Here is a 15,443-nt window from a genome sequence, read left to right as displayed (position 1 = left end):
GTACCCCTGATGGCGCCCGAGATGGCGAACGAAGAGAAACTGCGCTACTTCCTCAAGCGGGTCTCCGCGGACCTGGAAACGGCGCACGAGCGGCTCCGCGAAGCGGAGGCACGCGACACGGAGCCGCTCGCCATCGTCGGCATGAGCTGCCGCTTCCCCGGCGGCGTCGGGTCCCCCGAACAACTGTGGGACCTGGTCGAGGGCGGCGTCGACGCGCTCACCCCCTTCCCCGCCGACCGCGGCTGGAACCTGGAGACGCTGTTCGACGCCGACCCCGACCACCGGGGCACCTCCTACGCCCGCGACGGCGGGTTCGTCCACGACGCGGGCCACTTCGACCCGGCGTTCTTCGGGATCTCGCCCCGCGAGGCCCTCGCCATGGACCCCCAGCAGCGGCTGCTGCTGGAGACCTCCTGGGAGGTCTTCGAACGGGCCGGCATCGACCCGGCGTCGCTGCGCGGCAGCCGCACCGGCGTCTTCGCCGGAACCAACGGCCAGGACTACCCGGCCCTGCTGATGGGGTCGGAGGAGGTCGCCGACGGACTGGAGGGATACCTGGCCACCGGCAGCGCCGCCGCCGTCGTCTCCGGCCGCGTCTCCTACGCCCTCGGCCTCGAAGGCCCCTCCCTCACCGTCGACACCGCCTGCTCCTCCTCCCTCGTCGCCCTCCACCTCGCCTGCCAGTCGCTGCGCCGGCGCGAGTGCTCCCTCGCGCTGGCTGCAGGCGTCACCGTCATGGCCACCCCCGGCATGTTCATCGGCTTCAGCCGCCAGCGCGGACTGTCGACGTCCGGCCGCTGCAAGGCCTTCTCCGCCGACGCCGACGGCACCGGTTTCGCCGAGGGCGTCGGCGTGCTCCTCGTGGAGCGCCTCTCCGACGCCCGCCGCAACGGCCACCGCGTCCTCGCCGTGGTCCGCGGCTCCGCCGTCAACCAGGACGGCGCCTCCAACGGCCTCACCGCCCCCAACGGGCCCGCCCAGCAGCGCGTCATCCACCAGGCCCTCGCCGACGCCCGCCTCACCCCCGACCAGGTCGACGCCGTCGAGGCGCACGGCACCGGCACCACCCTCGGCGACCCCATCGAGGCCCAGGCCGTCCTCGCCACCTACGGACAGGGCCGCGAGGGCACCGACCCGCTGTGGCTGGGCTCCCTCAAGTCCAACATCGGCCACACCCAGGCCGCCGCCGGCATCGCCGGCGTCATCAAGATGGTCATGGCGATGCGGCACGAATCCCTGCCGCGCACCCTCCACGTCCAGGCCCCCACCCCGCACGTCGACTGGACCGCCGGAGACGTCGCCCTCCTCACCGAGGCCCGCCCCTGGCCCCGCACCGACCGCCCGCGCCGGGCCGGCGTCTCCTCCTTCGGCGTCAGCGGCACCAACGCCCACACCATCCTCGAAGAGGCCCCCGCCGAAGAGGCCCCCGAACCCGCCACCGGCGCAACCGGCTTCGCGACGCCCTGGCTGCTGTCCGGGCGCGGCGACGCCGCCCTGCGTGCCCAGGCCGCCGCCCTGCGCGCCCACCTCGCCGCCCACCCCGGCCAGGACACCGCGGACATCGCGCACACCCTGGCCGCCGGCCGCACCTCCTTCGAGGACCGGGCCGTCCTGACCGCCCCCGGCCGCGACGCCCTCCTCACCGCCCTGGACGCCCTCGCCGCCGGCGACGACGCCCCCGGCCTGGTGCGCGGCACCGTCGCCGACGGAAAGACCGCCTTCCTCTTCAGCGGCCAGGGCTCGCAGCGCCTCGGCGCCGGCCGCGAGCTGTACGCCGTGTCCCCGCCGTTCGCCGCCGCCTTCGACGAGGCCGCCGCCCACCTCGACCCCCACCTGGAACGCCCGCTGCGCGAAGTGCTCTTCGCCGACGAGGGCACCGCCGAGGCGGAGCTGCTGCACCGCACCGACTTCACCCAGGCCGCGCTCTTCGCCCTCGAGACGGCCCTCCACCGCCTCGTCACCGCCTGGGGCCTGCGCGCCGACTACCTCGCCGGCCACTCCGTCGGCGAGATCACCGCCGCCCACGTCGCCGGGGTGCTGTCCCTGCCCGACGCCGCACGCCTCGTCGCCGCCCGCGGCCGGCTCATGGCCGCGCTGCCCGAAGGCGGCGCCATGGTCTCCGTGCGCGCCCCCGAGGCCGAGGTCGAGGCCCTTCTCGCGGGCCGCCCGGACGTGGGCGTCGCCGCCGTCAACGGCCCCCGCTCCGTGGTGGTCTCGGGCGCCGCCGACGCCGTCGCCGAGATCGCCGGCGCCCTCGCCGCACGGGGTGTGAAGACGAAGCGGCTGACCGTCAGCCACGCCTTCCACTCCCCGCTGATGGACCCCATGCTGGAGGAGTTCCGGCAGGTCGCGGGGGAGCTCACGTACGCGCCCCCGGCCGTGCCCGTCGTCTCCGGCCGCACGGGCCGGCCCGTACCGGCCGCCGAGCTGTGCACCCCCGACCACTGGGTGGGCCACGTCCGCGAGGCCGTCCGCTTCGCCGACACCGTGCGCCGGCTCCACGACAGCGGCGTACGCACCTTCGTCGAACTCGGCCCCGGCGGCGTCCTGACCGCGCTCACCCGCGAATGCCTCGCCGAGACCGAGACCGAGACCGAGACCGCCGCCGGCACCGACACCGCGACCGGCACCAGCACCGCCACCGCCGGCGGCGACGCCGCGACGGCCGCCGAAGCCGTGCCGCTGCTGCGCTCCGACCGGCCCGAGCCGCAGGCCCTGCTGGACGCCCTCGCCCGGCTGCACGTCCGCGGCGCGGGCCCCGACTGGCGCCCGGTCCTCGCCGCCGGCCGCGTCGTCGACCTGCCCACCTACGCCTTCCGGCACCAGCGCTACTGGCCCACCCCGCGCACCTTCACCGCCGCCCCCGCCCAGGCCGCCGCGACGGCCCCGGCCACCGACCCGCTGCGCTACGACGTGACCTGGCGGCCGCTGACCCCCGCCCGCCCCGCCGGAGCCCCCGGCACCTGGCTCGTCGTGCTCCCCGAACAGGCCTCGGACGCCGCCCGCGAGGTCCTCGACGCGCTGGCCGGACGCGGCGTGCACGTCCTGCCCTTCACCCCCGGCGCCGACGACCGCACCGCGCTCGCCGCCCGGCTGCGCGAGCTGACCCCGCCCGACGGCGTCCTGTCCCTGCTGGCCCTCGACGCCGCGACCGCCACCACCGCCACCGGGGCCGCCGCCGGCGACCCCCTCGGGATCGCGGCCGGACGGACCCTGCTCCACCGCACCCACGACCTGTTCCTCGCCCTCGGCGACGCCGACGTCCGCGCCCCCCTGTGGTGCGCCACCCGGGGCGCCGTCTCCACCGGTCCCGCCGACCCGCTCGACGCCCCCGCCCAGGCCCTGCTGTGGGGTTACGGCAAGACCGCCGGCCGTGAACACCCCCAGCGCTGGGGCGCCCTCGTCGACCTGCCCGCCACCCTCGACACCCGGGGCGGCGACCTGCTCCTGGCCGTCTTGACCGGCGGCGCCGAGGACGAGGTCGCGGTCCGCCCCGCCGGCGCCTTCGCCCGCCGGCTCGCCCACGTCCCCGCCCCCGCGCGGGACGCGGCGGGCTGGACCCCGCGCGGCACCGTCCTCGTCACCGGCGGCACCGGCGCGCTCGGTGCCCACACCGCCCGCTGGCTCGCCGCCCACGGCGCCGCCCACCTCGTCCTCACCAGCCGCTCCGGCCCCGACGCCCCCGGCGCCCCCGAACTCGCCGCCGAACTGGGCGCCCTCGGCGCCCGCGTCACCCTCGCCGCCTGCGACGCCGCCGACCGCGACGCCCTGGCCGCACTGCTGGACGGCCTCGACGAACCGCCCACCGCCGTAGTCCACACCGCCGGCGTCCTCGACGACGGCGTACTCGACCAGCTCACCGACACCCGCATCGACACCGTGCTGCGCCCCAAGGCCGACGCCGCCGCACACCTGCACGAGCTCACCCGCCACCTCGACCTCGACGCGTTCGTCCTCTACTCCTCCCTGGCCGGCCTCCTCGGCAACGCCGGACAGGCCAACTACGCCGCCGGCAACGCCTTCCTCGACGCCCTCGCCGCCCACCGCCACTCCCTCGGCCTGCCCGCCACCTCCCTGGCCTGGGGCCCCTGGGCCGGCGCGGGCATGGCCACCGACTCCGCCGTCGTCGAAGAGCGCATGCGCCGCTCCGGCATGCCGGCCCTCGGCGCGGACGCCGCCCTCGACGCGCTCGCCCGCGCCGTGCACCGCGGCACCCCCCTCACGGCCGTCGCCGAGATCGACTGGGAGCGCTTCGCCCCCGGCTTCCTCGCCGTCCGCCGCGCACCGCTGCTCCAGGACGTCCCCGCCGTACGCCGCCTCCTCGACGCCGCCCCCGCCGGCGCCGAGGACCGGCCCGCCCCCGGCGACCCCCTGCGCGAACGCCTCGCCCGCGGCTCCGCCGCCGAACGCGGCCGCCTCCTGCTGGACCTCGTCCGCACCCGGGCCGCCGCCGTCCTCGGCCACGCCTCCGCCGACGCCGTCCCTCCCGGCAAGGCCTTCCGCGAGCTCGGCTTCGACTCGCTCACCGCCATGGAGCTGCGCAACCTGCTCGGCGCCGCCACGGGCCTGGCCCTGTCCGCCACGCTCGTCTTCGACTACCCCGTCCCGGCCCTCCTCGCCCGCCACCTGGAGGAGGAGCTGTTCGGTACCGCCGAGGCCGGCGAGCCCGCCGCAGGGCGCGCCGCCGGCGCCGCGGACGCCGACGAGCCCATCGCCATCGTCGGCATGAGCTGCCGCTTCCCCGGCGGCGCCGACACCCCCGAGCGGCTGTGGCAGCTCCTGGCCGCCGGCCAGGACGCCGTCACCGCACTGCCCGACCACCGCGGCTGGGACACCGACCGGCTCTACGACGCCGACCCCGACAACTCCGGCACCTCCTACGTCCGCTCCGGCGGCTTCCTGCACGAGGCCGGCGACTTCGACGCCGAGTTCTTCGGGATCTCCCCGCGCGAGGCCCTCGCCATGGACCCCCAGCAGCGCCTCCTCCTCGAAGCCTCCTGGGAGGTCCTGGAACGCGCCGGCATCGACCCGGCCTCCCTGCGGGGAACCGCCACCGGCGTCTTCGCCGGCACCAACGGACAGGACTACGCGGGCCTCCTGCTGGCCGCCCAGGCCGGCGTCGAGGGCTACATGGCCACCGGAAACGGCGCCAGCGTGCTCTCGGGCCGCGTCTCCTACGCGCTCGGCCTCGAAGGCCCGGCCATGACCGTCGACACCGCCTGCTCCTCGTCGCTGGTCGCCCTGCACCTGGCGGCCCAGGCGCTGCGCAGCGGGGAATGCTCCCTCGCCCTGGCCGGCGGCGTCACCGTGATGTCGACCCCGGGCGCCTTCGTGGAGTTCTCCCGCCAGCGCGGCCTCGCCGCCGACGGCCGCTGCAAGGCCTTCGCCGCCGCGGCGGACGGCACCGGCTGGGGCGAGGGCGTCGGCATGCTCCTCCTGGAGCGGCTCTCCGACGCCCGCGCCAACGGCCACCACGTCCTCGCGGTGGTCCGCGGCTCGGCCGTCAACCAGGACGGGGCCAGCAACGGCCTGACCGCCCCCAACGGGCCCGCCCAGCAGCGCGTCATCCGCGCCGCCCTGGCCAACGCCCGCCTCACCGCCGCCGACGTGGACGCCGTGGAGGCGCACGGCACCGGCACCTCGCTCGGCGACCCCATCGAGGCCCAGGCCCTCCTCGCCACCTACGGCCAGGGCCGCGACGGCGCCGAGCCGCTGTGGCTGGGCTCCGTGAAGTCCAACATCGGCCACACGCAGGCCGCCGCCGGCGTCGCGGGCGTCATCAAGATGGTCCAGGCGATGCGCCACGGCGTGCTGCCCAAGACCCTCCACGTGGACGAGCCGTCCCCGCACGTCGACTGGTCCTCCGGCGCCGTCGGCCTGCTCACCGAGGACCGCACCTGGACGACGGCCGCCGACCGCCCGCGCCGGGCCGGCGTCTCCTCGTTCGGCGTCAGCGGCACCAACGCCCACGTCATCCTGGAGCAGTCCCCGCTGGACGAACCCGCCGCCCCCGCCCCGGAACGCGACACCCCGGCCGTCGTGCCGTGGCCGCTCTCGGGCCGCTCCGAGGCGGCCGTACGGGGCCAGGCCGACCGGCTCGCCGCGTACGCCGAGCTGCACCCGGAGACGGAGTCCGTCGACGTGGGCCTCTCGCTGGTGACGACCCGCGCCGTGATGGAACACCGCGCGGTCGTCCTCGGGCCGGGCTTCACCGACGCCCTGAACGCCCTGGCCGGCGGCCGCGACACCGCCGACGTGGTCCGCGGCCGGGCGACGGCCTCGGACGCCGTGTTCGTCTTCCCGGGTCAGGGTTCGCAGTGGGTCGGCATGGCCGTCGGGCTCCTCGATTCCTCGCCGGTGTTCGCGGCGCGGATCGCGGAGTGCGAGGAGGCTCTGGCGCCGTATGTGGACTGGTCGCTGACGGACGTCCTGCGTTCGGACGACCCGCTGGAGCGGGTGGACGTGGTCCAGCCGGTGCTGTTCGCGGTGATGGTGGCGCTGGCCGAGGTCTGGAAGTCCTACGGCGTCGAGCCTGCCGCGGTCATCGGTCACTCCCAGGGCGAGATCGCCGCCGCGTGCGTGGCGGGCGCGCTCTCGCTGGAGGACGCGGCGAAGGTGGTGGCCCTGCGCAGCCGGGCGATCGATGCCATCGCGGGTCTGGGTGGCATGGTGTCCGTGAGTCTCCCGGCCGCCGACGCGGCGGAGCGGATCGCCGCGTCCTTCGGCGACCGGCTGGCCGTCGCCGCCGTCAACGGGCCGTCCTCGACGGTCGTGTCCGGTGACGCGGACGCCTGCGCCGAGCTGGTCGCCGTCCTCGAAGCGGAGGGGGTCCGGGCCCGCCGGGTGGCGGTGGAGTACGCCTCCCACTGTTCCCACGTGGAGAAGCTGGAGGCCGAACTGGCCGACCTGCTCAGCGGCCTGAACCCCCGCCAGGCGGCGGTCCCCATGTATTCCACCCTGACGGGCGAGCTGCTGGATGGCACGGAGCTGGACGGCGGCTACTGGTACCGCAACCTGCGCAACCCCGTCCTGTTCGAGCAGGCCGTCAAGGCGGCCCTGGCCGACGGGTACCGCCTGTTCGTCGAGTCGAGCCCGCACCCGGTCCTCGCCGTCGGCCTCGCCGAGATGGACGCCGTCGCCGTCGGCACCCTGCGCCGCGACGAAGGCGGCTCCCGCCGCGTGCTGACCTCGCTCGCCGAGGCCTGGGTGAGCGGCGTCGGCGTCGACTGGACGGCCGTCTTCGACGGCACCGGCGCCCAGCGCACCGACCTGCCCACCTACGCCTTCCAGCACCAGCGCTTCTGGCCGCAGCCCAAGGCGGCCGCCCCGGCGGCGGTCCAGGCCGATCCGGTGGACGCGGCCTTCTGGGAGGCCGTCGAACGCGAGGACCTGGACGCGCTGACCGAGACGCTGGACATTTCCGGCGAGCAGCCGTGGAGCGACGTACTCCCCGCCCTGTCGCAGTGGCGCCGCGAACGCCGCGAACGGGCCGCCGTGGACTCCTGGCGCTACAAGACCACCTGGAAGCCCCTCGCCGAACCGGCCCCCACCGCCGGTCTCACCGGCACCTGGCTGCTGGTGACGCCCGAGGCCCAGGACGCCACGGCCAGGGCCGAGGTCGAGCGGATCGCCGCCCGGCTCGCCGACGGGTACGCCGGCTTCACCCGGATCACCGTGGCGGACGCCGGGGCCGACCCGGCGGAGCTCGCCGAGCGGATCCGCGCCGAGCGGCCCGCCGGCGTGCTGTCCCTGCTGGCCCTCGCCGAGCGGCCGCACGAGGCCCGCGCCGGGGTGCCGGCGGAGCTGGCCTCGACCCTGACCCTGCTCCAGGCGCTGGCCGGCGGGGCCGACACCGCGGACATCCCTCTGTGGTGCGCCACCCGGGGAGCGGTCGCCGTGGGCCGTTCGGAATCCGTCACGAGCCCCGCGCAGACCGCCCTCTGGGGCCTGGGCCGCGTCGCCGCCCTAGAGCGGCCCGGCCGCCCCGGCGGCCTGCTGGACCTGCCGCAGGAGACCGACGAGCGCTCGCTGCGCCGCCTGTTCGCGCTGCTGGGCACGGACCACGGCGAGGACCAGATCGCCCTGCGCGACAGCGCCGCCTACGCCCGCCGGCTGACCCGGGCCCCGGGCGGCGCGGGCCGCCCCGCCCGGCCGTGGCGGCCGCGGGGGACCGTGCTGGTCACGGGCGGCACCGGGGCGCTGGGGGGCCACGTGGCCCGCTGGCTCGCCGCGAACGGCGCCGAGCACCTGGTGCTGGCCGGACGGCGCGGCCCCGAGGCCCCCGGCGCACGGGAACTCGCCCGCGAGCTCGAGGAGTCGGGCGCCCGGGTGACGCTCGCCGCGTGCGACGCCGCGGACCGCGGCCGGCTGGCCGCGCTCCTGGAGCAGCTGGCCGCCGACGGCGCGCCCGTCCGCTCCGTGGTGCACGCCGCGGGGATCACCGCGCAGGGTGCCCTGGACTCCGTCACCCACGAGGAGTTCGCCGCCGTGTACGCGGCCAAGGCGGCCGGCGCCCGCCACCTGCACGAGCTCACCGCCCACCTGGACCTGGACGCGTTCGTGCTGTTCTCCTCCGGCGCCGCCGTCTGGGGCGGCGCCGGGCAGGGCGCCTACGCCGCCGCCAACGCCTACCTCGACGGCCTCGCCGAGCACCGCGCGGGCCTCGGCCTCGCCGCCACCTCGGTGGCCTGGGGCAGCTGGGCGGGCGGCGGCATGGCCGAGGGCGACGCCGAACGGGAACTGCTGCGGCGCGGCGTGCGCGCCATGGCACCGCACCGGGCGGTGTCCGCGCTGGCGCTCGCCGTGGGCGGCGGTACGCCCGCCCTGACCGTGGCCGACGTCGACTGGGCGCGGTTCGCCCCCGCGTTCACCATCGCCCGCCGCAGTCCGCTCCTGGAGGACCTGCCGGAGGTGCGCGACGCGCTGGAGCCGGCCGATGAACCGCAGGAGGCCGCGGACGGCGACACGCAGGCCGGGCTGCGCGCCCGGCTGCTCGCCGCGGCCGAGTCCGAACGGGACCGGATGCTGCTGGACCTGGTGTGCGACGCGGCCGCGGCCGTGCTGGGCCACGCGTCCGGCGCCGCCGTCGACCCGCAGCGGGCCTTCCGGGAGTTGGGCTTCGACTCGGTCACCGCGCTGGAGCTGCGCAAGCGGCTCAACGTGGCGACGGGCCTGCGGCTGCCGGCCACCGTGGTCTTCGACCATCCCGCGCCGACCGCCCTGCGCGACCTGCTGCGCGCCGAACTGCTGCCCGGGGCCGCCGCCGGCCCGGACGGCGCCGCCGCCGGCCGCACCGGCGACGAGGAGGCCCTGCGCGACGCCCTGGCCACCGTGCCGATCGAGCGGTTCCGCGAGGCGGGGCTGCTGGAGGCGCTGCGGCGGCTGGCCGACGAGGCCGGTCCGGCCGGCGCGCAGCGGCCCGAAGGCCCGGCGGCCGACGCGTCCGCCGAGGCGGCGCCGGCGGCCGACCGCAGCGACGAGATCAGGGCGATGGACGTACGGGACCTGGTCCGCATGGCGCTGGGCGACGAGCAATCCGAATGAGCTGGAGCTAGGGGGAGAGGGATACCGGTGAGCGAGACGAACACCGACGAGGTCGTCGCCGCGCTGCGGACGACGCTGCTGGACAACCAACGGCTGCGCACGGAGAACGGGCGGCTGGCCGCCGGGGCCGCGCGGGCCGCCGAGCCCATTGCGATCGTCGGCATGGGCTGCCGCTTCCCGGGCGGCGCCGACACCCCGGACGAGCTGTACCGGCTGGTCGCCGAGGGCGTCGACGCCCTCGGCGGCTTCCCGGACGACCGCGGCTGGGAGGCGGCCGGCTTCACCGCCGGAGCCCGCGCCCAGGCGGACACCGACGGAGGCACCGACGGCGCCGCCGCCGACGGCTACGCGCCGGTCGGCGGATTCGTCCACACGGCCACCGGCTTCGACCCCGCCTTCTTCGGGATCTCCCCCCGTGAGGCCCTCGCCATGGACCCCCAGCAGCGGCTGCTGCTGGAAACCGCCTGGGAGGCCGTCGAGCGGGCCGGCATCGACCCGGCCTCGCTGCGCGGCAGCGCCACCGGCGTCTTCGCGGGCGCCTCCTCCTCCGGCTACGCGGCCGGCCTGCTCGGCAGCGAGGAGGGCACCGAGGGCTACCTGCTCACGGGTTCCTCGGGCAGCGTGATCTCGGGCCGGGTGGCGTACGCCCTCGGCCTGGAGGGGCCCGCCGTCACCGTCGACACCGCCTGCTCCTCCTCCCTGGTCGCCCTGCACCTGGCGGCGCGGGCCCTGCGCGCCGACGAGTGCACACTGGCGCTGGCCGCGGGCGTGACCGTGATGGTGACGCCCGGCGCGTTCGCCGAGTTCGCCCGCCAGCGCGGCCTGGCCGGAGACGGCCGCTGCAAGTCCTTCGCGGCCGCCGCGGACGGCACCGGCTGGGGCGAGGGCGCGGGCGTCCTCGTCCTCGAGCGGCTGTCCGACGCGCGGCGCAACGGCCACCCGGTCCTCGCCGTGCTGCGCGGCTCGGCCGTCAACCAGGACGGCGCCAGCAACGGCCTGACCGCGCCCAGCGGACCGGCCCAGCGCCGCGTCATCCGCCAAGCCCTCGCCGACGCCGGGCTCGCCGCCCACCAGGTCGACCTGCTGGAGGCGCACGGCACCGGCACCACCCTCGGCGACCCCATCGAGGCGCAGGCCCTGCTGGCCGCCTACGGCCGGGGACGCGACGCAGACCGGCCGCTGTGGCTGGGCTCGGTGAAGTCCAACATCGGCCACACCCAGGCCGCCTCGGGCATGGCCGGCGTGATCAAGGCCGTCCAGGCCATGCGGCACGGGGTGCTGCCCCGGACGCTGCACGTGGACGCGCCGTCCCCGATGGTCGACTGGTCCTCCGGCGGCGTCGAGCTCCTCACCCAGGCGCGCCCCTGGCCCGAGACGGGGCAGCCGCGCCGCGCCGCCGTGTCCGCCTTCGGCGTCAGCGGCACCAACGCCCACGTCATCCTCGAACAGGCCCCGGCGGAAGAAGCCCCGGCGGAAGGGGCCGCCGAAGAGCCCGCGGCCGCGCCCGCCGTCCTGCCCTGGCCGGTCTCCGGCCGCACCCCCGCCGCCCTGCGCGGCCAGGCCCGCAAGCTCGCCGCCCACCTGGCCGCCCATCCCGGCGACCGGCCGCTGGACGTGGGCCGAGCGCTGGCCACCACCCGCACGCACTTCGAACGCCGCGCCGTCGTACTCGCCGCCGGCGCCGAGGACGCCGTCCGCGGCCTGACCGCACTGGAGAACGGCGCGACGGCCGCCGAGCTCGTCACCGGGCAGGCCGTCCGCGGCGCCCGGACCGCCTTCCTGTTCACCGGGCAGGGCGGCAGCTGGGCCGCCGCCGGACGCGAACTGTACGCCGCCCTCCCCGCCTTCGCCGAGGCCTATGACGCGGTCTGCGCCCACCTCGACCCGCTGCTCGACCTGCCGCTGCGCGAGGTCGCCTTCGCGGAACCGGGCTCGCCGCGGGCCGCGCTGCTGGAGCGCACCGGCTGGGCCCAGCCGGCGCTGTTCGCGGTGGAGACCGCCCTGCTGCGGCTGCTGGAGCACTGGGGCGTCGTCCCCGACTTCGTCTTCGGCCACTCGGTCGGAGAGCTCGCCGCCGCCCACGCCGCCGGGGTGCTCACCCTCGAGGACGCCTGCACCCTGGTGGCCGCCCGGGGCCGGCTGATGGACGCGCTGCCGCCCGGCGGCACCATGGCCGCCGTACGGGCCGGCGAGGAGGAGGCCGCCGCCCTGCTGGCCGGCCACCCGCACGGCGGGGCCGTCGCCGTCGCCGCCGTCAACGGCCCGGCCTCCACGGTGCTCTCCGGGCCTGCCGACGCCCTGCGGGAGGTCGTGGCCGCGTTCGAGGCCCGCGGGGTGAAGGCGAAGTGGCTGCCGTCCGGGCACGCCTTCCACTCGGCGCTCCTCGACCCCGCGCTCGAGGACTTCCGGGGGGTGGCCGAGCGGATCGGCTTCCGCGCGCCGCGCATCCCGCTCGTCTCCGACCTCACCGGCCGGCCCGTGGACGCCGACGAGGTGCGCACGGCCGACTACTGGGTGCGCCAGGCACGGCACACCGTCCGCTTCGACGACGGCGTGCGCTGGCTGCACGGCGCCGGCACGACCGCCTTCCTCGAACTGGGACCCGGCGGCGTACTGACCGCCCTGGCCCGGGAGTCCCTCACGGCCGTCGCGGACACCGCAGCCCCCGCCCCGGCCGCCGTGGCGGCGCTGCGCCCCGGCCGGCCCGAACAGGAGTGCCTGCTGGCCGCCGTCGCCGAACTGCACGTGCGCGGCACGGACGTCGACTGGGCGGCCGTGTACCGGCCGTGGGGCGGCCGCCGGGCCGAGCTGCCCACGTACGCCTTCCAGCACCAGCGCTACTGGCCGCAGCCCCCCGGCGCCCCGGCCCCCCAGCCCGCCGCCGCTGCCGGCGCCGAGCCGCAGGACGACCGGCCCGCGGCGGAAGCCGCCGGCGCGGAGCTGCGCGGCCGGCTCGCCGCCGCCCCCGCCGCGCTGCGCGAGCAGCTGCTGCGCCAGGCCGTCCTGGAGCACGCGGCGGCCGTACTGCGCTACGCCGACGACGGCGAACTCGACGGGGAGCGGGACTTCCTGGAGCTGGGCTTCGACTCGCTGACGGCCCTGGAGCTGCGCGACCGGCTGGCCCGCCTGTTGGACCTGGAACTGTCGGGCACGCTGCTGTTCGACCACCCGGGTGTCCCGTCCCTCACCCGCCACCTGGCCGGCCTCCTGGACGCGCGCGGCCACGGGACGGCCGAGACCGCCGGGACCGGTGCACCGGTGTCGGCCGCCCCGGCGGCACAGGGCCTGCTCGGCGACCTGTTCACGGCCGCGCGCCGAGCCGGACGGCCCGACCAGTACACCCGGCTGCTGCTCGAACTCGCGTCGTTCCGGCCCACGTTCAGCGACCCGGCCGACCTCGTCCGCAGCACGGGGGCCGTCCGCCTCGCCTCCGGGCCGGAGGGCCCGCCCCTGGTGTGCTGCTGCACCATGTCCCCGCTGGCGGGGGCGCAGGAGTACGCCCGCCTGGCCGCCCGCTTCCGCGGCAGGCGCGACGTGTACGCCCTGCCGCACCCCGGCTTCGGCCCCGCCGAGCTGCTGCCCGCCGACCGTGACGCGCTGGTACGGGCCCAGGCCGAGGCCGTCCTGGAGGCCGTGGGGGAGCGCGACTTCGTCCTCGCCGGGCACTCCGGCGGCGCCATGGTCGCCAACTCCCTCGCCCGGCACCTCGAAGCGGCCGGCCGGGCACCGCTGGGCCAGGCCCTGCTGGACGTCTACCCCTCCGACAGCGAGGTGATGGCCGCGTGGATCCCGCAGCTGATGGACGGGATGACCGAACGGACCACCGCCTACACGCCGATGGACGACTTCCGCGTCACCGCCTGGGCCGCGTACATCCCGCTGTTCGCCGACTGGCGCCCCGAGCCGACGGCCTGCCCCACCCTGCTGCTGCGCGCCGCCGAGCCGCTGTGCGAGTGGACCGGGGACGGCGACTGGCGGGCCGGCTGGGACTTCCCGCACACCGCCGTGGACAGCCCCGGCAGCCACTTCACGATGATCGGCGAGCACGCCGCGACCGCCGCCGGACACCTCGACGCCTGGCTCGCCGGCCTCCCCGGGACCGCCCCGGCCCCCGTACCCGTCCCCGTACCCGTACCCGCCTGACCGGGACCCCACGACCTTTCCGCCCACCACCCGCGCCCCACCGCGCACACCGAACCGAGGAGCAGCATCACATGAGCAACACCGAAGACAACGGCCTGTGGGTGCGGCGCTTCCACCCGGCGCCGGACCCCTCCGCCCGCCTGGTCTGCCTGCCCCACGCCGGCGGCTCCGCCAGCTACTACTTCCCCGTCTCCGCCGCCCTCGCCCCGGACGTGGAGGTGCTGGCCGTCCAGTACCCGGGCCGCCAGGACCGCCGCCACGAGCCGTGCGTCGACGACATCCAGGAGCTGGCCGAGCGCGTCTACACCGCGCTGCTGCCGTGGACGGACCGGCCGCTCGCCCTCTTCGGGCACAGCATGGGCGCCTCCGTCGCCTTCGAGGTGGCCCGCCTGCTGGAGCACCGGGCCGGCGTCGTCCCGGCCGCGCTGTTCCCCTCCGGGCGCCGCGCCCCCTCCCGCCACCGCGACGAGAACGTCCACGCCCAGGGCGACCAGCGGCTGATCCAGGAGATCCAGCGGCTCAGCGGCACCGAGTCCCGCCTCCTGGACGACCCGGAGGTGCTGCGCATGGCCCTGCCGGCGCTGCGCGCCGACTACAAGGCGGCGGAGACCTACCGCTACGAGCCCGGCCCCGACCTGAGCTGCCCGATCACCGCCTTTACCGGCGACGCCGACCCGAAGGCGCTCGTCGAGGAGGTCGCGGACTGGGCGCTGCACACCACCGGCCCGTTCGAGATGAAGGTCTACGGCGGCGGCCACTTCTTCCTCAACGACCACAGCCGGGCCGTCGTCGCGGACATCGCCGACGGACTGCGGGCACCCGCGGCCGTGTGAGCGCGGCCCGCGCAGAAATATCACACATGGGGGTGACATGATCGAGGAAATTCTCCCGGCAGGTGTGCTGAGTTCAGAGGAATTCGGGGATCCGGAGCCGGGCGTGATGCTCTTTCCCGAAGAAGAAAGGGCGCTGGGCCAGGCCGTCCTCAAAAGGCGTCTGGAATTCACCACCGTCCGGCTGTGCGCCCGGCGCGCCATGGCCGGGCTCGGCCTCGAGCCGATGCCCGTCGTGCCGGGCCCGCGCGGCGAACCGCGCTGGCCGCACGGAGTGGTGGGCAGCATCACGCACTGCGCCGACTACCGCTGCGCCGTGGTCGCCGAGACCGGCTCCTACCTGGCCCTGGGCATCGACGCGGAGCCCAACGGCCCGCTGCCCCCCGGGGTCCTGGAGGCCGTCTCGCTGCGCGAGGAGCGCCGGCTGCTGCGCACCCTGCCCGCCGCCGGCCGGCCCGTCCACTGGGACCGCCTGCTGTTCAGCGCCAAGGAGGCCGTCTACAAGACGTGGTTCCCGCTGACCCGCCGGCGCCTGGACTTCACCGACGCGACGATCACCATCGACCCGTACGCCGGCACGTTCTCGGCCCGGCTGCTGGTCCCGGCACCGGCCGTGCGCGGCGTGCCGATGCACACCCTGGCCGGGCGCTGGCAGGCCCGCGGCGGACTGCTGATGACCGCCATCGCCCTGCCCGCCGCGGACCGGGCCCGGGCGGCCCGCGGGCCGCTGGTCGCCGTGGGCGCCTGACCCGGGCAGCCGTCGGACACCGACCGGCCGGGAAATGCCCCGGCCGGCGGCCCGGCCTGCCGCGGAGAAATGCGCACGGCTATTTCCGGCCGCATTGAGGGGTTTTCCCCACGGCTTTAGGGGTTGGTACCGGCCATACCCCTCCATAGCCTCGTCCATGGAAATTCAGAAATCGTCGA

The 15,443-nt window shown here is 76.8% G+C and carries 4 protein-coding genes; all 4 read left to right on the top strand.

Features of this window, described 5'->3' with window-relative positions:
• Positions 1 to 6 precede the first annotated feature (6 nt).
• The 4 genes from B4U46_RS35765 (at position 7) to B4U46_RS35750 (ending at position 15,264) form a co-directional block, all read left to right on the top strand.
• A complete protein-coding gene (locus B4U46_RS35765) occupies positions 7 to 9,543 on the top strand; it encodes a type I polyketide synthase (protein ID WP_420543188.1) in 9,537 nt (3,178 codons plus the stop codon).
• Positions 9,544 to 9,564: 21 nt separating this feature from the next.
• The gene (locus B4U46_RS35760; RefSeq protein WP_079432435.1) at positions 9,565 to 13,686 is read left to right on the top strand and encodes a type I polyketide synthase; all 4,122 of its coding nucleotides are present in this window, start codon (positions 9,565 to 9,567) and stop codon (positions 13,684 to 13,686) included.
• A gap of 71 nt (positions 13,687 to 13,757) precedes the next feature.
• A complete protein-coding gene (locus tag B4U46_RS35755; protein ID WP_079432434.1) occupies positions 13,758 to 14,519 on the top strand; it encodes a thioesterase II family protein in 762 nt (253 codons plus the stop codon).
• A 106-nt stretch (positions 14,520 to 14,625) separates the two neighbouring features.
• Positions 14,626 to 15,264 carry a 4'-phosphopantetheinyl transferase family protein gene (locus tag B4U46_RS35750; protein WP_261993700.1) on the top strand — a complete coding sequence of 213 codons (639 nt, stop codon included), beginning with the start codon at positions 14,626 to 14,628 and terminating at the stop codon, positions 15,262 to 15,264.
• The last annotated feature ends 179 nt before the right edge of the window (positions 15,265 to 15,443 follow it).

Source organism: Streptomyces katrae (assembly GCF_002028425.1).
Taxonomy (GTDB): domain Bacteria; phylum Actinomycetota; class Actinomycetes; order Streptomycetales; family Streptomycetaceae; genus Streptomyces; species Streptomyces katrae_A.
This window is presented reverse-complemented; position numbering and strand designations above follow the sequence as displayed.